Origin of the sequence: Thiolinea disciformis DSM 14473 (assembly GCF_000371925.1) — a bacterium.
GTDB classification, from domain to species: Bacteria; Pseudomonadota; Gammaproteobacteria; order Thiotrichales; family Thiotrichaceae; genus Thiolinea; species Thiolinea disciformis.
In genome coordinates this window covers 220,561-238,217 of the sequence record NZ_AQVE01000003.1, presented here as the reverse complement: position 1 = coordinate 238,217, position 17,657 = coordinate 220,561, and the positions used below count along the sequence as shown (strand labels likewise).

Here is a 17,657-nt window from a genome sequence, read left to right as displayed (position 1 = left end):
ATGAGCGGCATGTCCGGAATGGGTGGCATGAGTGGTATGTCAGGCATGGGCGGCATGTCCGGAATGGGTGGAATGAGCGGTATGTCAGGCATGGGTGGCATGGCTGGTGGTACTTGGGTATGGCAACCACAAGAGGGTATGGGCGGCACTGGTGGAACATGGGTATGGCAATCAGGCCCAGCCCAGTAAGTTTACTCTGGTAGTCAATCAAACCGATCGTTAATCAACGATCACGTTCTACAGGCGGGATCTCCTGCCTGTAGGGCTTAATCTTAAGCGGCGAGCAGAATATTTATGAGTTCAGGTAAGGAAAAGTGGGCGCTAGGGTCGCTAGCTGCCGGTGGATTACTTGCAGTGGTGGGTGTGGTAGCTGTCCTTGGCGGGATAGTGGTTAATACTATTTCACCTGCTGCTGACCCTATAGTGCCACAAGTACAAGCAGCAGCGGAGACCGTTGTTGCACCAAGCAATCCTTCAGCACCTATATTTTATGTGCCTGAAGAATTAATGAACGCTCAACCTGCGCCAGCAGCAGCTACGACAGCGACGACTCCGGCCGCAACAGCAGCAACGCCTGCACCAGCGCCTGTAGCAATCATGAAGCCCGCAGAGGCTTTGCAAAAGCTTCTGACGCCAGAGCAACAAAAAGAAGCGGATGATGTTATTGCTCAATTGAATGCAATCGATGTCAGCAAGTTGGATTATGAAACTGCACGTTGGCATCCTATTCACCAAAAGCCAGCTATCTATAAAGCTAGCAATGAAACTTGCTTGAAATGCCATCAGGACGTATTGAACACTAATACACGTGATGCTTCTCCAGCGGGTTTACAAAAAGTAAATACCTTAGCGTGGTATCAGACTTTAGATACTTATCAAGGCGATCAGCTCACCTTTCATCAACGCCATTTAACAGCACCTTTCATTAATAAAGTGGCGAATATGAGCTGTGCAACTTGCCATCAGGGTAATAATGTCCGTGAAGAAACGAATTTTACCTCAGCCGATGTGCAAGATGCTGGTTTAACCATGCGTAAGATGGTTGATCCCAAAGTTTGCTTAATGTGCCACGGTCAATTCCCTTACCAACAAATGGGCTTAACAGGGCCTTGGCATGAAAGTGGTGCTTCCGTTCAAAACAATTGTTTATTGTGTCATGCGGCTATTCGTACGACACGTCACCAAGTGAACTTCCTAAAAGCAGACGCCATTGAAAAAGAAGGCGCTGCTAATAGTGATTCTTGCTTTGGTTGCCATGGTGGTCGTTCTTGGTATCGCATTAACAATCCTTACCCACGTCATGCATGGCCGGGTGCTACACCAGCGCCAGATTGGGCAAAGGATCGTCCCACCGAATCAGATTTACGCTTCTTAATTGAAAATCCTGAAGCCAATAAATCATCTGATCAACAAGCTGCGGCTGCTCCCGCAACGCAAACAGCACAGTAGAGCACGAGGTAGATCATGACTATAAGTTGGCAAGATAAATTAGCGGCAGCTCTTAAAATGGATCGCCGCAGCTTCTTAAAAACCTCGGCTTTGGGTTCAGCAGCGCTTGCAGCAGGTGGTTTAACCGTAAAGTCCAAAGAGGCTAAGGCTTTTGCTTATGGGCCTTACCCACGTGACAATGACTTAACAACTGTTGTAACCAGTTGTGCACACAACTGCGGTTCACGTCATGCGCTCATCGCCCATAAAAAAGGTGATGTTATCGTACGTCTTTCTACGGATGATGGGCGTTATCAAGCTGGTGGTGAATTCGGTAAAGATACTTTTGAAGAGCCTCAAGTCCGTGCTTGTTTGCGTGGACGTTCATACCGTGCCCGTCTTTATTCCCAAGAACGCTTGCTATATCCGATGATTCGCACTGGCGAACGCGGTGAAGGTAAGTTTAAGCGCGCCTCTTGGGATACAGCGCTGGATCTCGTTGCAGGAAAGATGGAAGAGATTAAGCAAAAGTATGGCCCAACCGCTTTGCTTGATCAATCTTATGCGGGCGCATCTTATGGTGTCCTGCACAAATCTGACCAAGTTGAAGGTTTATTGGGTCGTTTCTTGGGTATGTATGGTTGCCGTACTAGCTCTTGGTCGATTCCTTCTTATGAAGGAACCAAGTTCAGCTCAAGGATTACGTTTGGCACGATTCAAGATGGTAATGAAGACGATACCTTCGCACATTCCAAATTGATCATTATGTGGGGTTGGAACCCAGCTTACACCTTCCACGGCGGTAATACTTTCTATTACATGCGCATGGCGAAACAAAAAGGTTGTAAGTTTGTCTTAGTCGATCCGCAATATACCGATTCAGCCGCAGCCTATGATGCGTGGTGGATTCCGGTACGTCCGAACACGGATGCGGCGATGATGGCGGGTATGGCTTACCACATCTTCGCGAATAATTGGCATGACCAAGACTTCATTAATAAGTTCGTTCAAGGGATGGACGCTGGCACCATGCCAGATTGGGCACAAGGCCAAGAGAACTTTAAAGATTATATTTTAGGTAAGTACGACAATACGCCTAAAACGCCAGAGTGGGCATCACAGATTTGCGGTGTATCTGCCGACGATATTAAAAAGCTTGCGCAAATGTATGCCACTACGAAGCCAGCGGCTTTGAAAGCCTCATGGGCGCCGGGGCGTAATGCTTATGGTGAACAATATAATCGTATGGCGGCGGCTTTACAGGCCATGACAGGCAATATCGGCGTGTTAGGTGGTTGCGCAGAGGGTATCGGTAAAGGTTGGCACTCTGAGTCAGTCGCTTACCCTTATGATGAATACGCGAATGTGTTCTATGAGTCGATCAAATCAGATCGTTGGGCGCATTGTGTACTCAATTATCCCAATGTAAAACGCGAAGAAATTGGTTTGTGGCCGGGCGGTAAAGCGGGCGATGGCGTGATTCCGAATATTCGTGGGATTTTCTGGCAAGGTTCAGACTGGTTCAACCAGCTCACCAATATCAATAAAGAAATTCAAGCGATTAAGAAACTGGATTTGGTGGTTTGTAATGATTCAACCATTACCCCTTCTGGTTTATATGCTGACGTTTTATTCCCAGTTGCGACGCACTTTGAACGTCATGACGTTGCTTTGCCATGGTATAAGGGTCACTACTATATCCACCGTCCAAAGGTTATTCAGCCAATGGGCGAAAGTAAAACCGACTTCCAAATTTATACCGAATTAGCCTATCGCCTCGGTGGTGATGCGTTTGGTAAAAAGTACAATCCACGGGCGACACGCGAGTATTTTGTGAATGATGATCCTGTGGATGAAGCCTATTTGGTGGCGTGGTGGGAGGGTGTGCAACATCATCAGCATGTTGAGATGTCGTGGGAAGAGTTTAAGAAGCATGGTATCTATAAGTTTAAATTAGAGCGTCCGCATGTAGCCTTCCAAGATAATATTGAGAAAGGTGTGAAGTGGGAAACGCCGTCTGGCAAAATTGAGATTTTCTCGACTTCACTGGCGCAATATGACGATTGGACGAAGACTGCTTATGGTTATCATATTCCAGCTATTCCAAAATGGATTGAGCCTTGGGAATATTTAGGTAGTCCGAAAGAAAAGTTGGAAAAACATCCTTTCCATTTAGTGACACCGCATCCACGTTGGCGTACACACTCGATCTTCAACAATATCGGTTGGCTGCGTGAGACTTATGAGCAGGAAGTAACGATTAATGCTTCTGATGCGAAAAAGCTAGGCATTAAAACGGGTGATACCGTTGAAGTGTTCAATGACCGTGGCACAGTGGTCGTTCCGGCCTATGTCACCGAGCGTTGTATGCCAGGGGTCATGGTGTTACATGAAGGGGCATGGCTTGACCTGGATGAGAATGGTATTGACCGTGCCGGTAATGCCGATGTGCTGACCTTGGATGAACCAAGTCCAGCCGGTGCATTTGCTTATAATACAATTTTGGTTAATGTTAAAAAGACCGATCTGGCGCATAAGCCGGGCTGGGATCAATTAGCAACAGCACGTAGCCACGTGTTTAGACGCGATCTGTGATTCCCTAAGGAGACTGTTTTATGGCTAATGAAAACGTTCAAAACGATAGGGCAAAGATCACCGACGCGATCAAGCGCCGCAAGAAAGAGGTTTATACGCCCGTAAAACCTGAGATGCAGCTTGGCTTTATTCATAATAATGTCGACTGTATCGGCTGCCGTGCTTGTGAAATTGCTTGTAAGGACAAGAATGGTCTACCGCCTGGTCCACGCTTCCGTCGGGTGATGTATATTGAAGGTGGTACTTATCCTGAGGTCTATGCCTATAAGGTGAATATGTCTTGTAACCACTGCGCTGAGCCAGGTTGCTTGCCAACTTGCCCAACGGGTGCTATCTACAAGCGTGTTAAGGATGGGATTGTCGATATCGATTCGACTTTGTGTATCGGTTGTCGGCGCTGTGAGGCTGCCTGTCCGTTTGGTGCACCACAATTTATTCCAGAGCAAAATATTGTTTCCAAGTGCAATATGTGTGTGGATGAGATTGATGCAGGACGCAAGCCTTATTGTGTGATGGCGTGCATGATGCGGGTATTGGACATTGGTCCAATCGACCAATTGCGCGCAGGCACTTACCAAACTAAAGCCCGTGCTGAGCATGAAACTGTTGTTGGGCAGGTAAAGAGTATGGCTGATCCAGAGCTAACGCATCCATCGATTGTCTTCGTAGCGCACAGTAAAGGTGTTCCAGAGGGTGTAAAACCTTTTGACAATGGTACAGCGGCAACGCCTGCACAACAGGCAAGCCCCGCGCAAGGAGCAACTAACTAATGGCGGATACGGCAAATTTAGTTTCCTTATTTTGCCATGCTGCAGCAGCCGATTTACGGCTGCTAGCGGACTTGAATGCGGTTGAGCTCACGGAAGAGCGTATAAAAGAGCTGCAAGCACAACAGTTTCCCGATAGTTTAGGCTTGAGTTTATTGCACGCGGATGCGCCAGCAGTCGCTGAGCAATTGCGCACCTTATTAAAGTCATGGCAGCCAACTATTCCGAGTAAGGAGTTTGATGCTTTGGCTTGTGACTTTGCATCGATTTATTTAAATGGGAGTTTGCATTCCTATCCTAGTGAATCGGTGTGGATTGACGATGAAGAGTTAATCTGTCAACAGCCAATGTTTGACGTACGCGAATGTTATGAAAAGCATGACTTAGTGGTGCCAAATTGGCGTGTTATGGCGGATGATCATCTCGTTAATGAATTGCTTTTTGTGTCGGCTTTATTGGAAAAGGCCGCTAATACGGATGAGCCACTGGCTTTACTGAAGGAAGCAGCTTGGTTCATGGATGAACACCTGCTGCGCTGGTTATTGCCCTTTGGGCGGCGCGTCGCACAGCGTTGCGCAACCCCGTTTTATGCAAGCTTGGCTGTGCTTACGGCTTTATATGGTGAGCAAGTACGCGATCATCTAGCCGATATTCTTGAAACGCCACGCCGCAGTCATGAAGAAATTGAGGTTGAAATTAAAGCGCGTCGTCGGGTTCAGGTTACGCCGATCAAACCAATGCCTTATGTTCCGGGTGTAGCACCGAGCTGGTAAAACATGGTAGTGAAGCCTAATTGGTTTCAACAATTACGCCAAGAGTGGACTATTCCTGAGGTCATTCCTGAGCGTTGTGTGCATAGCCGCTGTGAGGTTTCGACTTGTACGCGTTGTGTGGATAGTTGTCCGCGCAATGCGTGGATTCTGGATGACGATAGCTTGAAAATTGACACACAAGCCTGCGATGGTTGCGGCTTGTGCGTTGGTGTTTGCCCCGAATCTGCCCTAGAAGTCGATTTACGCCCTGCTTTACGCAAACTCGAAAATCATAAAACTTTATTGTTCGCTTGCGAAGCTATTGCGGGCAGCCAATCAAATGTGGGGATCATTCCCTGCCTTCATTCAATCAATATGGCGCAGCTTTTAGGTTACTGGAATGATGGTTATGTACAAATGCTGTCTTGCCGTGCGCATTGCCAGACCTGTCCACGCTATCCTCAACAGGATGTGTTTCGTGAGCAAGTAGCGCGCTTAAATACCTTATTAGCGAGTCGTGGCAAAACCACCTTGCGCCATGCCGAATTGACTATTGAAAATTGGTCAAATTACCGTAAAACCTTAGCTTTGGTTCAGCCAGAGTCGGTTGAGCCAGTGGCACGCCGCGATTTTCTGCGCAAAGCCATCACCTTAGCGAGTGAATCTACGCTCGAACAACTGGAGGCCGCTCAAGCAACGCAAGCTACCTTAGAGCCATGGCCGATACGCTTACCGGAAGCTGAGCAGGACCAAGACTTAGACCCTGTTTTTCCTTATGTACCCTCTATTGATGCTATACGTTGCAATGGCTGCAATGCTTGTGTACGTTTATGCCCGCATGAAGCCTTGCAACTGGAGCAAGATGCCGATTCTAAAGTAGCCATTGCTTATCGAATGCTAGCCGAGCGCTGCACAGGTTGTCACTTGTGTGAAGATGCTTGTGATCGTGAGGCGGTCAGTGTAAAGGTTATGCAACCCCAACATCAGTCAGTGTTAGCGCTTAAAGTCAATAAATGTAAAGCTTGTGGTACAGCCTTTCATTATCCCATCGGGCAAAGTGAGCAAGTCTATTGCCGGATTTGTGCCCACACGAATCATCACAGTAAATTATTCCAAGTTTATTCGTAGCGCCTGTCTTTCTAGCGACCACTTCATCAGCGAAAAATCACGTGACAATTGCTTGAGTGATAAGCAGTTTAAGCCAACCTTCCACCAACCTAGTTTGAGATATAGCCTTAGACAAAAGCGCTAAAGCTAGTAGAGTCTAGCCGCTAACATGGTCAGCATGGCTTATCACACCACAGGAGCTGCTGTTATGAGTGTCAATAAATCGTCTCCTTCCTCATCCTCCGTTTCTTTAGAACAAGTTGACTCTGAATATTTTGCCAATCGCCAGCTTAAACAAGGCGCAGCGGGCTGGATTTTATTGGTTGGTTTAGGCGTTGCGTATGTGGTTTCCGGCGATTTTGCAGGCTGGAATTTTGGTTTAGCGCAAGGCGGTTGGGGCGGCATGTTTATTGCCACTCTATTGATGGCAGTCATGTATTTATGTCTTTGTTTTAGTTTGTCCGAATTATCCTCCATGATTCCTAGTGCGGGCGGGGGCTATAGTTTTGCCCGTACAGCTTTTGGTGCTTGGGGCGGATTTTTAACCGGCACGGCAGTATTAATTGAATATGCGATTGCGCCCGCTGCCATTGCGGTATTTATTGGTGCTTATTGCGAATCCTTATTCGGTATTGGCGGATGGCCGATTTATTTGCTGGCTTATGTGCTGTTTGTGGGTTTGCATTTATTAGGGGCTGGTGAAGCCTTGAAAATCATGTTTGTGATTACAGCGATTGCTGTGGTGGCGCTGATTGTTTTTATTGTAGCGATGCTACCGCATTTTAATAGCGCGAATTTATATGACATTCCGGTCACTGAAGCCGCAGGCGCAAGTCCCTTCTTACCTTTAGGCTATGTGGGAATTTGGGCAGCGATTCCCTATGCCATTTGGTTTTTCCTCGCCGTTGAGGGCGTGCCTTTGGCAGCGGAGGAAACTAAAAATCCTGCGCGGGATTTACCGCGTGGTTTAATTGGTGCGATGTTATTGCTCTTGGCCTTTGCGCTCTTAATTTTATTCGTAGGCCCTGGTGGTGCAGGCAGTGATGCCTTAAAAGCTTCTGGCGATCCCCTCGTGCAAGCCTTGAAAAAAGCGTATGGTGAATCCACGTGGATGGCGAGTTTCGTTAATGTTGTAGGTTTAGCAGGTCTCATTGCTAGCTTTTTCTCGATTATCTATGCCTATTCACGTCAGATTTTTGCCCTATCCCGCGCCGGTTATTTGCCGCGTGCTTTGTCTATTACTAATAAGAATAAAGCGCCTACTTGGGCTTTAATTATTCCAGGGGTGATTGGATTTTTCTTATCACTCACTAAGCAAGGTGATTTGCTAATTTTAGTGGCTGTATTCGGTGCAACGATTTCTTATGTTTTGATGCTCGCATCCCATATCAAATTACGTTTAGCGCGCCCTGATTTACCACGTCCTTATAAGACACCATTCGGTATTTTTACGTCTGGTTTAGGCTTAGTCTTAGCCATCATCGCCTTAATTGCTGGTTTTTTGGTAGATCAGCGTGTGTTAATCGGGGGAGCGGTTATTTATGCGGTGTTGATCGCTTATTTCGCCTTCTATAGCCGTCATCATTTGGTAGCGGGCACGCCTGAAGAGGAGTTTGCTGCCATTCAAAAGGCAGAAACGGACTTATCTAAATAAGCCAAGGGGGCAGATATGGCAGCGTTTAAGCATAGTGTTGGTAGCCAGACTTATCACTTTGATTCTTTGCGTGAGTTGATGGCAAAAGCCAGCCCCGAACGTTCCGGCGATTATTTAGCGGGCATTGCGGCACAGAGTGCAGCCGAGCGGGTTGCAGCACAAATGGCGTTGGCGAATCTGCCCCTAAAACACTTTTTACAAGAAGCTGTTATTCCTTATGACAGCGATGAAGTGACGCGCTTGATTATGGATTCGCATGATCCAGCCGCGTTTGCACCCATCAGTCATTTAACCGTCGGCGCGTTTCGTGAGTGGTTATTGGGTGAGCAAGCGACCGAGCAAAGTTTAGCAAGTCTAACCAAAGGCTTAACGCCCGAAATGGTAGCGGCAGTTTCCAAAATTATGCGGGTGCAAGACTTAATTTTGGTGGCGCAGAAAGTAAAAGTGGTCAGTGCGTTTCGTAATACGATTGGTTTGAAAGGCACACTTTCAACGCGCTTACAACCGAATCATCCCACTGATGATCCCGCCGGTATTTCGGCAAGTATTTTAGATGGCCTAATGTATGGTAACGGTGATGCGGTGATTGGCATTAATCCAGCAACGGATAATTTAGCGTCGATTGGCGAGTTATTAAAACTATTGGACGCAGTCATCCAGCGCTATCAGATTCCTACCCAAGCCTGTGTGTTGACGCATGTCACTTCGTCCATTGAGGCCATTGAGCGTGGCTGGCCGGTGGATTTAGTGTTTCAATCGATCGCTGGAACCGAAGCTGCGAATGCGAGTTTCGGGGTGAATTTACAGGTTTTGCAAGAGGGGTATGAGGCAGCATTGAGTCTCAAGCGGGGCACGCTGGGACAAAATGTGATGTATTTTGAGACGGGGCAGGGAAGTGCCTTGTCTGCGAATGCGCATCATGCTGTCGATCAGCAGACCTGCGAAGCACGTGCCTATGCGGTGGCGCGGCAGTATAAGCCGTTGTTGGTGAATACTGTGGTAGGCTTCATCGGCCCTGAATATTTATACAATGGTAAGCAAATTACGCGGGCGGGCTTGGAGGATCATTTCTGCGGTAAATTACTTGGTTTACCGATGGGCTGTGATATTTGCTATACCAATCATGCTGAAGCGGATCAGGATGATATGGATGTGCTGCTGACCCTCTTAGCAAACGCCGGTATTAATTACATTATGGGTATTCCGGGGTCAGACGATATTATGCTCAACTATCAAACGACTTCGTTTCATGATGCCTTGTATGTGCGTACCTTATTGGGTTTGAAACCGGCGCCTGAGTTTGCGGCATGGCTGGAGCAAATGCAGATTATGCGCCAGCACGGACAGCGCATCGAACTTGCACAACAATTGCCGCCTGCTTTCAACACTGTGTTAGCGCATTTGCCCTGAGGTGTGAGCTATGTCTGATGAATTAGTGATGACTACCCCCCCTACCCATATTCCAAATCCGTGGCAAAGTCTGCGCCAATTAACGGCGGCACGCATTGGTTTAGGTCGTGCTGGTTGCAGCCTTCCTACCCAAGCGCAGCTCGACTTTCAATTTGCCCATGCCCAAGCTCGTGATGCCGTACATTTAGCCTTGGATACCCAAAGACTAGCGACACAATTACAAAACTATGGCTTGACCAGTATTCAAGTGCGAAGCCGCGCACCCGAGCGGCATGTGTATTTGCAGCGCCCTGATTGGGGACGGCGTTTAAGCGAAGAGTCGGTACATACTCTGAATACTCTACAACCGCAAGTCGTCGATAAGCCCGATGTGGTGGTGATGATTGGTGATGGTTTATCCGCTTTAGCCATCGACCATCATGCTGTACCGATGTGTTTGGAAATCAAGCAGCTTTGCCAACAAGAAAACTGGTCACTAGCCCCCATCGTGATCGCTAGCCAAGCGCGTGTCGCTTTAGGGGATGAAGTGGGTGAGTTGTTGCACGCTAAGATGGTAGTGGTATTAATTGGTGAACGCCCGGGTTTGAGTTCGCCCGATAGTCTAGGAATTTATTTTACGTATGCTCCGAAACTGGGCTTGACGGATGCTGCCCGCAACTGCATCTCCAATGTGCGTTTAGAGGGCTTAAGTTATGCCACAGCAGCGTATCGCTTAGCTTATTTAATGCGTGAAGCGAGCAAGCGCCAATTGTCGGGGGTGCATTTGAAAGATGAAGCGGATATGCCCGTGATGGTGGGTGAGGATAAAGCAGGCTTGAGTTTTTTGGTCAGGCTTTAACAAAACAAACTTTTTGTCGAGAAACGCCTCCTCCTCATAATCAATACGCTAATACGCATCGCTTTTTAGTGTATGCGCTGTGCACAACTAGCCTAAACTCCTGTTCAGAAACCCTGTATCATCCCATTTATCTGTCCTATTACCCCGATTGTCACTGATGACTGATATTTTTATTAGCTACAGCCACCACGATGAGCCTTGGAAAGATGCTTTAGTGCGTCAACTGAAGGTATTGCAATGGCACGGTGAATTTGCCATTTGGGATGATCGGCAGATTGAAGTGGGTAGTAATTGGCTTCCAGCTATCGAACACGCGATTGAACGGGCGCGGGTAGCTTTATTATTGGTGAGCAGCGATTTTTTGACGTCGGAATTTGTCACCCGCCAAGAAATTCCCCGTTTATTGCAACGCCGTGAAGCGGAAGGTTTGCAGGTGGTGCCGATCATTGTGAAGCCTTGCGCATGGCAGGCCGTACCGTGGTTAGCGGCTTTGCAAGGGGCGACCAAAGATAATCGGCCTTTATCGCAATATGCTTTAGGTTCGCATGAGTCAGACTTAGCGTTTACGGAAATTACGCTCAAGGTATTTCAGCTATTACAAACATCGAAGCAAGCAGAAGCGGCTAAACAACAAGCGGAACGGGAGCGTTTAGCACGAGAGGCAGAACAAAAACGCTTAGCACAAGCACAGGCCGAGCGTGAAGTGGCTGAGCAGCGACATCTTGAGCAGGAAAAACAAAAGCTTAAAACCCAACGTATCGAGACGCTGAGCAATAAATTAAGCCAATTATACTTGGCTTATGACATGGAAACGCGTGCGGAAGAGAAGATTCGTTTAAAGCATCCGATTGAAGAAACCGAACAAGCATTAGCCGCCTTAGGCGCTGAAACACCACAGCCTTTGAGGCAAACACTGCTTGATCCGAAGCCTGAAACCAGCGTAACTACGGAGCAAACTGAGCCGGTAGAAGCGCTTAGTGCTGTTCCCGTTGAGCCAACACCGCCAATAACACAGGAAACACCAACGAAGTTCGTGTCTGAAACAGTCAACGGTGTTAAGACGGGTTCGAGTGGCAAAGCTAAATGGCTCTTGGGCGGGGTGGGAGCGAGTGCGTTGGTATTGGTTTGGGCGATGCAAGGGAAAAAGCCAGAGCCTGAAATAACTCAAGACCCTCCAACAAACCTAGCAGAAGCAACAAGTCAACTACCTACACCAGCACCTGCTGCTATTGAGCCTGTAACAACCACTATACCCCTGCCCGAAATGCTTCCGATCAAAGGTGACACATTTACTATGGGTTGCAAAGACGGGCGGGATGATGTGGAAGGTGGTTGTGAAGCTGATGAAAAACCACCACGCACTGTTCAGATTGCTGACTTTGCCTTGAGTCGCACTGAAATCACCCGTGGGCAGTTTCGTGCTTTTGTGGAAGCAACTGGTTATAAAACTACCGCAGAAAAAGAGGGGGCGTGTGGAGGCGATAAAACAGGAAAAGGCGATTGGGGTTATGTAGAAGGTAATTACTGGCAAAAGGTTGGTTTTGAGCAAACCGATGATCATCCGGTCGTTTGTGTCAGTTGGGATGATGCACAAGCTTATGTGCAATGGTTAAATGAAGTAGATGCTGGAAAAAACTATCGCCTACCCACCGAAGCAGAATGGGAATATGCCGCGCGGGGTGGCAATCAAAAAAATGCTTATCCGTGGGGGCAGGATGGTAGTGGTCAATTAGCCTGCCAAGGAGCAAACTTGGCAGATCAGGTTTTGAAAAAACATTATCCTAATTGGTCGTGGACAGTAGCAAATTGTGAGGATGGTTATGTTTATACCGCACCCACAGGTCAATTTGATTCAAATGGTTATGGCTTAAAAGATATGCATGGTAATGTTTTTGAATGGGTACAAGACTGTTATCATGGTAGTTATGATAAAGCACCTAAAAATGGTGGCGTTTGGCAAGAAGACTCTTGTGAGAAACGTGTGTTGCGTGGCGGCTCGTGGGGCAGCAAACCACGGAGCGCGCGTTCGGCTATCCGATTCTGGTTCGTTCCCACTGATCGTGACTTCAATATTGGTTTTCGGATTTCCAGGACTTATTAATCTTTTACCTTTGCGCTTTGAACCTTTGCAATGACAACCAGCGAATACCTTCAGCAAGAACGGCAAAGTCGTGAGCGCCATGAATATATTCAAGGTCAAATTTATGCAATGGCAGGCGCTAGCCGTGAACACAATCAATTGGTCTTCAATCTAGCAGGTTTGTTGCACGCTCAATTACGCCACCGACCTTGCTCGGCTTTCGTGGCCGATATGCGTGTGCGGACTCGTGCGCATGAAGCTTATTTCTACCCAGACCTGAGTGTGGTGTGTGGTGAAATGCAATTTGAAGATGAGCATAGCGATACCTTCACCAATCCCAGCTTGATTATTGAAGTATTGTCATCCAGCACTGAAGGCTATGATCGTGGGGCGAAGTTTGCACATTATCGTCGTCTTGAATCCTTGCGCGAATATATTTTAGTAGCACAAGACCGCATCAGTATTGAGCGTTATACGCGCAATGAGCAAGGTCAGTGGTTACTATCAGAAGCCACTGAGTTGGATCAGACCCTGCAACTGGAAGCGATTGGCTGTGAATTGTCGCTGCAAGCGGTCTATGAAAAAGTCCTCAGCTAATATAAATCTTTGTCCCAAGTAATCAGGATTTTTCGAACCCCAAAGTGCGCCTAATGAAGCCATTTAGCTGAAAAATGGCGATAATTTATCCTTCTTAAGCCAATCTGTGGCCGCTTGTCACTTGTAAAGCTTCTTTAGTAGCTAATGCTATTGTTGTAATTTATATTGCTATCAAATCAATAAATATAATGATAGCAATGATTATTCGTCTATTCTTGATAGTTCTATTGTCCGTATTCGCGACCAATGCCGTTAGAGCGGATGTCTCGTTACAAGCGAAGGTCTGGTTACAAGGGGCTTACGACCCGAATACCAAGCTCATGCGTGATGAACTACGCAGCAAAAATCTCCTTCCTAGCACGCAACCTTATCAGCCAGCCCCTTTCAATTATTCAGGTTCAGAGACAGTGAGTGCTAGTTTATTGGCAACCACAGGGCAGAAAGCCATAGTTGATTGGATTTTATTAGATGTGCGTGAGCCGAATAGTCATGATTTGTTAGCACGTCGTGCGTTTTTATTGCAGCGTGATGGGTGGCTGCTCGACCCCAAAACCAATAGCAATACCTTAGTGTTTAGTGGTTTGCCAACAGGTTCTTATGTCATCGGCATCAAGCATCGCAATCATTTGGGTATTCTGAATGCGAGTATGAATATTACTAGCAGCCCGACAATTATTGATTTTACGAAGATCAGTTCTGCGGAAGTGGGTCGAATCGACAGCACGACCAGTGCGTTAGTGGCTGGCGATGTGGATGTTAATCACCAAATTATTAATAGCGGCCCTAATAGTGATGTGAGTGCCGTACTGATTGCTATTTTAGGCCACGCAGGTAATTCTCAATATGCAGCTAATTATCGCATTGATGGTTATTCAAATAATGATTTGAATTTGGATGGCAGTACGCTGTTTGCAGGGCCTAATAATGACACGGATATTCTGCGTACAGGCTTATTGATGCATCCTAGCAACACGAATGCAAATCAGAATTTTCTCTTACAAACTGCACCAAAAAGTCAAACCATTACCACTCAGTTAAATTTAGCGCAGTCATTTGGAATGGCTTCGCAAGGTACGGATTATAACTCGACTTATCTCGCTAATCTTGCGCTGGACGGAAAACTCGATACCTTTAACCACACTGCTTGCGATACTACGAATAATTGGTGGCAAGTTAAATTGCCTGATGCTCTGCCAGTTAACAAAATTGTGATTACCAGTCGTGCGGCTTGGGGCGCACGTCTAAAAGATGCGGCAGTGTATCTCAGTAATGCAGCTTATACCGGCACACCGGTAGAAACTGAGAAAGTTGCCACCCTTTTAGGGGTTGACACGCCACAAACCTTTAATTTTGCAACGCCTAAAACCGCTAATTATCTCATTGTTAAAGCAGTCGATAGCAATTGTTTGCATATGGCCGAGGTGGAATTATATGGTTTAGCACGTACTGCGCCAGTATTTGCTAATGCTGCTTCAAGTTATTTGATTGCCTATAAGACGCCGGATGGCACGCCTATAACAAGCGTTTCTGCGATTGATTATCAAAAAGATGCTATTCAATATAGCATTGAAGGCAGTGTTCCTTTTGCGGTGAATAGTCAAGGGCAAGTGAGTGTTAAAGGGGTACTCAATGCAGGTACAAGCTATCAGTTTGCAGTATTAGCTAGTGACGGTAAACAGAGCAGTCGTCTGCCTTTAACCGTAAACACTACGGCGAGTGATGCAGTAGCGAAAGCTTTGAGTAGTGGTTCTATTGCGGCTGTCACTGACACAGAATTATTAGATGCTGCTTTGGCTGTTATAAATGATGGGCGTGATTTATTAGCCGATGCAAAAATTAAATTATTCAATTTGAATAGTAATGGAAGCGCCAAAACAGATGGTTCGAGCTTAACAGCGATTGATTGGGATCCGTCTGCCAACTCTTCATTCTTTGTCTCAACCTACGGCGTCAATGTATCTGTTCTTAGAACCAATGCTGTCTATGTCGATGGAAACAAAATTCAAGAAAAAGAATTGGGTATTATTGGCACTAAAAGTACCAGTACTACTCCGACCCGTTATATGTTATTAGGCGGCAGTCCTTTCCGGAGCGCGAATCTGGTGAATGCTCAAATGGAGCAATTTATGGAGAATAGCCTAAGTTGGTTAATAGGGCGCACTGATCTAAAAACAGCCTCCTTTAATGTCGTATTGGCACATTTGGGCGAGCATGATTCAACCACCAGAGCATGGCTAGATAAGCATTATCCAAATATGGCGAAGTATAATACTGCGCTAAGTTGTGAGGATGATAAATTAAAAACTTGCTTAACTAATAGCCCTAATATATTGATTATTTCTCATGCGACTAGTTCTAGTAGTGATGCAACCGTCATTGCTAATACTATTCAAGAGGCTATTTCTAAAGGCATACCAGTTTTATATCTTTATCTTGATTGGAATACGAATACGCTAAGTGAGAAATTATTGGCCTACTTCGATGCGTCTTATCAGTATCATAACTATTGGGATCGATTGGGTTTAAAATCTTATAATGTCGCTACTAATCTTGGAAAAATTCCAAGCAATATAGAATCTATAAATACTGTCTTGAAGCACTTTAAAGCCAAGGATTATGCTTTTGATTGGAGTGCTTGCAAAAGTGATGATTGTTCGCCTGTGATAGGACTGGATGCAGAGTTTAAACAAGGCGCTGACGCCACCCGTAATATGTTAACAGGCTTGGATAAAGCTAAAGTTAGCCTATTTAAACAAAGTGGCCTTCAGCTCCAAAAATTATTAACACTTTTAGGAGATGCTTATCGTCAGCAAGTGCGTTTCCCGATGGATAAAGTGTCTACTAATACCACTACCTTTACGAAGGCGTTATTTGCGGATCACGCGGTTTATCAATATCGCGATACTACGCCTATTCCGCCAGATATGGGCAATTTCAGCCGTAGTAATTTCAGTCATATAACACCGGTGACCAAACAAATAACGATGATCAGCCGTCGTAATTTTAAATCAACAGGCGTTTATGCTTTACCCGGTAAAACGTTCAAAGTGACACGTACTGATACCAGTCAAGTAAATACTAAATTATTTATCAATACCCTACGTGCCGGTGCAACCCACGAGTATGAAAGCTTTGGTTATAAGCGGCCTAAGTATTTACAGTCGGTCAGTTACCCCTTGCAAGTCGGTGAAACGATTAGTATTACACCGACTTATGGCGGGCCCATTGCCATCGAATTCGATACTAATGATTTGTCAGTGAGCTTTACGTTCGAACAAGTAGGAGAGCATCCTTTCTGGGATGATGTTAGTGATAATGCCACGTTTGAGGCGAAATTAAAGGCTGGTGAATATGATTGGGCGGAGTTCATTACACCTGCCTTTGAAATCCATTCAAAGCTCGACAAAATGCGTGAGTCGATCAGTGATGCACGTTGGGGCGGTACGCTAGAAGGATTTGCGGCAGCCACTATGCGCTATACCTATAATTTCCCGCATGTATTGGCTGGATTTAAAGGCCCGCATATTGATGTTGTTCCTGAGATTCATGACTTTGCTACCGCTAACAGTTACACCATTGACAATTTGGATATGGTCAAGCACATGAATGCGGATCAAGCCACCTGTGGTTATGGTTGTTCAGGTAATCCGTATGATGCGTATTGGGCCTTTAAGCCTATTAATCACGGCGATATTCACGAGCTAGGCCATGGTTTAGAAAAGTGGCGTATTAAGTTTGGTGGTTGGGAAACACATACTATGACCAATCCATATGCTTACTACACTAAGTCACAATATTTCAAAACAACCGGCGGTGATCCTGAATGCCAAGAGTTGCCATTTGAGAAAATCTTTAAAGTGCTGCAAGCCAGTCGCTTACAAACTGATCCTGCGGCTTATGTGAAGACGAATTTGTGGGATAGCATGGGTTGGTCTGAAGGTGCCGCTACCTTTGTACAAATCTTTATGTCAGCGCAAGATCAGGGTGTCTTAAAAGACGGTTGGCATTTGTTAGCACGGTTGCACATCATGGAGCGCGAATTTGCAAGAGCGACTGCCGATGCCACTAAATGGTCGGCTAAGCGGGCTAGCTTAGGTTTTGATACCTATAGCTTGGATGAAGCTAAAGCTTTAAATCAAAATGACTGGTTATTAGTCGCTATTTCTTATGCAACAGGACGCGATTATCGCAAGTTCTTCGAGGTATGGGCTTTGCCTTATAACACGAAGGCTGGTGAGCAAGTCGCCTTGCGTCAATATCCCTCTGTCACACCAAACTTCTTTATTAGTAGTCCAGCCGGTTATTGCAAAGGTGAAGGCTTTGATGGCAAGAAGTTGCTGATCGATGGAACCAAGACTTGGCCTGTGACTCCATAAGCTAGTAGGTTCTGAATGCGCTGATACTTAGCGCTAAAGCCGCTGAAGCGATG

Annotated in this window: 12 protein-coding genes; all 12 read left to right on the top strand. The window is 46.2% G+C overall.

What is annotated here, in order from left to right; genetic code table 11:
- A partial coding sequence (locus A3IE_RS0104040) for a hypothetical protein (protein WP_020394309.1) occupies positions 1 to 189 on the top strand: 189 nt, incomplete at its 5' end.
- Positions 190 to 294: 105 nt separating this feature from the next.
- Positions 295 to 1,449, top strand: coding sequence for a hypothetical protein (locus A3IE_RS0104035; protein WP_020394308.1), 1,155 nt, complete (start codon positions 295 to 297; stop codon positions 1,447 to 1,449).
- A 15-nt stretch (positions 1,450 to 1,464) separates the two neighbouring features.
- Entirely contained in the window at positions 1,465 to 4,023 is a 2,559-nt protein-coding gene (locus A3IE_RS0104030; RefSeq protein ID WP_020394307.1) for a molybdopterin-containing oxidoreductase family protein, read from the top strand.
- A gap of 20 nt (positions 4,024 to 4,043) precedes the next feature.
- Positions 4,044 to 4,793 (top strand): 4Fe-4S dicluster domain-containing protein, encoded by a 750-nt coding sequence (locus A3IE_RS19830; RefSeq protein ID WP_020394306.1) that lies wholly within the window; start codon positions 4,044 to 4,046, stop codon positions 4,791 to 4,793.
- Positions 4,793 to 5,563, top strand: coding sequence for a TorD/DmsD family molecular chaperone (locus A3IE_RS0104020; RefSeq protein WP_020394305.1), 771 nt, complete (start codon positions 4,793 to 4,795; stop codon positions 5,561 to 5,563). Before A3IE_RS19830 ends, A3IE_RS0104020 begins: the two co-directional genes overlap by 1 nt.
- Positions 5,564 to 5,566: 3 nt before the next feature.
- Positions 5,567 to 6,670 carry a 4Fe-4S binding protein gene (locus A3IE_RS0104015; RefSeq protein WP_020394304.1) on the top strand — a complete coding sequence of 368 codons (1,104 nt, stop codon included), beginning with the start codon at positions 5,567 to 5,569 and terminating at the stop codon, positions 6,668 to 6,670.
- Positions 6,671 to 6,857: 187 nt separating this feature from the next.
- On the top strand, positions 6,858 to 8,303 hold the full coding sequence (gene eat / locus A3IE_RS0104010) for an ethanolamine permease (protein WP_020394303.1): 1,446 nt from the start codon (positions 6,858 to 6,860) through the stop codon (positions 8,301 to 8,303).
- A 15-nt stretch (positions 8,304 to 8,318) separates the two neighbouring features.
- Positions 8,319 to 9,713, top strand: a complete 1,395-nt coding sequence (locus A3IE_RS0104005; RefSeq protein WP_020394302.1) for an ethanolamine ammonia-lyase subunit EutB — start codon at positions 8,319 to 8,321, stop codon at positions 9,711 to 9,713.
- Positions 9,714 to 9,723: 10 nt separating this feature from the next.
- Positions 9,724 to 10,551 carry an ethanolamine ammonia-lyase subunit EutC gene (gene eutC, locus A3IE_RS0104000; protein ID WP_020394301.1) on the top strand — a complete coding sequence of 276 codons (828 nt, stop codon included), beginning with the start codon at positions 9,724 to 9,726 and terminating at the stop codon, positions 10,549 to 10,551.
- Positions 10,552 to 10,708: 157 nt separating this feature from the next.
- Positions 10,709 to 12,652: an SUMF1/EgtB/PvdO family nonheme iron enzyme gene (locus tag A3IE_RS21855; RefSeq protein WP_020394300.1), complete on the top strand. Its 1,944-nt coding sequence runs from the start codon at positions 10,709 to 10,711 to the stop codon at positions 12,650 to 12,652.
- Positions 12,653 to 12,682: 30 nt separating this feature from the next.
- Positions 12,683 to 13,228: a Uma2 family endonuclease gene (locus tag A3IE_RS0103990; RefSeq protein ID WP_020394299.1), complete on the top strand. Its 546-nt coding sequence runs from the start codon at positions 12,683 to 12,685 to the stop codon at positions 13,226 to 13,228.
- Between the two features lie 188 nt (positions 13,229 to 13,416).
- Complete coding sequence (locus A3IE_RS19820) at positions 13,417 to 17,604, top strand: ImpA family metalloprotease (RefSeq protein WP_245539173.1); 4,188 nt, start codon at positions 13,417 to 13,419, stop codon at positions 17,602 to 17,604.
- The last annotated feature ends 53 nt before the right edge of the window (positions 17,605 to 17,657 follow it).

What these genes read in the sequence shown, in the direction of transcription:
- A3IE_RS0104015 (WP_020394304.1), top strand. Translation starts at nt 5,567, where the DNA reads ATGGTAGTGAAGCCTAATTGGTTTCAACAATTACGCCAAGAGTGGACT.
- eutC (WP_020394301.1), top strand. Translation starts at nt 9,724, where the DNA reads ATGTCTGATGAATTAGTGATGACTACCCCCCCTACCCATATTCCAAAT.
- A3IE_RS0103990 (WP_020394299.1), top strand. Translation starts at nt 12,683, where the DNA reads ATGACAACCAGCGAATACCTTCAGCAAGAACGGCAAAGTCGTGAGCGC.
- A3IE_RS0104005 (WP_020394302.1), top strand. Translation starts at nt 8,319, where the DNA reads ATGGCAGCGTTTAAGCATAGTGTTGGTAGCCAGACTTATCACTTTGAT.
- A3IE_RS0104035 (WP_020394308.1), top strand. Translation starts at nt 295, where the DNA reads ATGAGTTCAGGTAAGGAAAAGTGGGCGCTAGGGTCGCTAGCTGCCGGT.
- A3IE_RS0104020 (WP_020394305.1), top strand. Translation starts at nt 4,793, where the DNA reads ATGGCGGATACGGCAAATTTAGTTTCCTTATTTTGCCATGCTGCAGCA.
- A3IE_RS19830 (WP_020394306.1), top strand. Translation starts at nt 4,044, where the DNA reads ATGGCTAATGAAAACGTTCAAAACGATAGGGCAAAGATCACCGACGCG.
- eat (WP_020394303.1), top strand. Translation starts at nt 6,858, where the DNA reads ATGAGTGTCAATAAATCGTCTCCTTCCTCATCCTCCGTTTCTTTAGAA.
- A3IE_RS21855 (WP_020394300.1), top strand. Translation starts at nt 10,709, where the DNA reads ATGACTGATATTTTTATTAGCTACAGCCACCACGATGAGCCTTGGAAA.
- A3IE_RS19820 (WP_245539173.1), top strand. Translation starts at nt 13,417, where the DNA reads ATGATAGCAATGATTATTCGTCTATTCTTGATAGTTCTATTGTCCGTA.
- A3IE_RS0104030 (WP_020394307.1), top strand. Translation starts at nt 1,465, where the DNA reads ATGACTATAAGTTGGCAAGATAAATTAGCGGCAGCTCTTAAAATGGAT.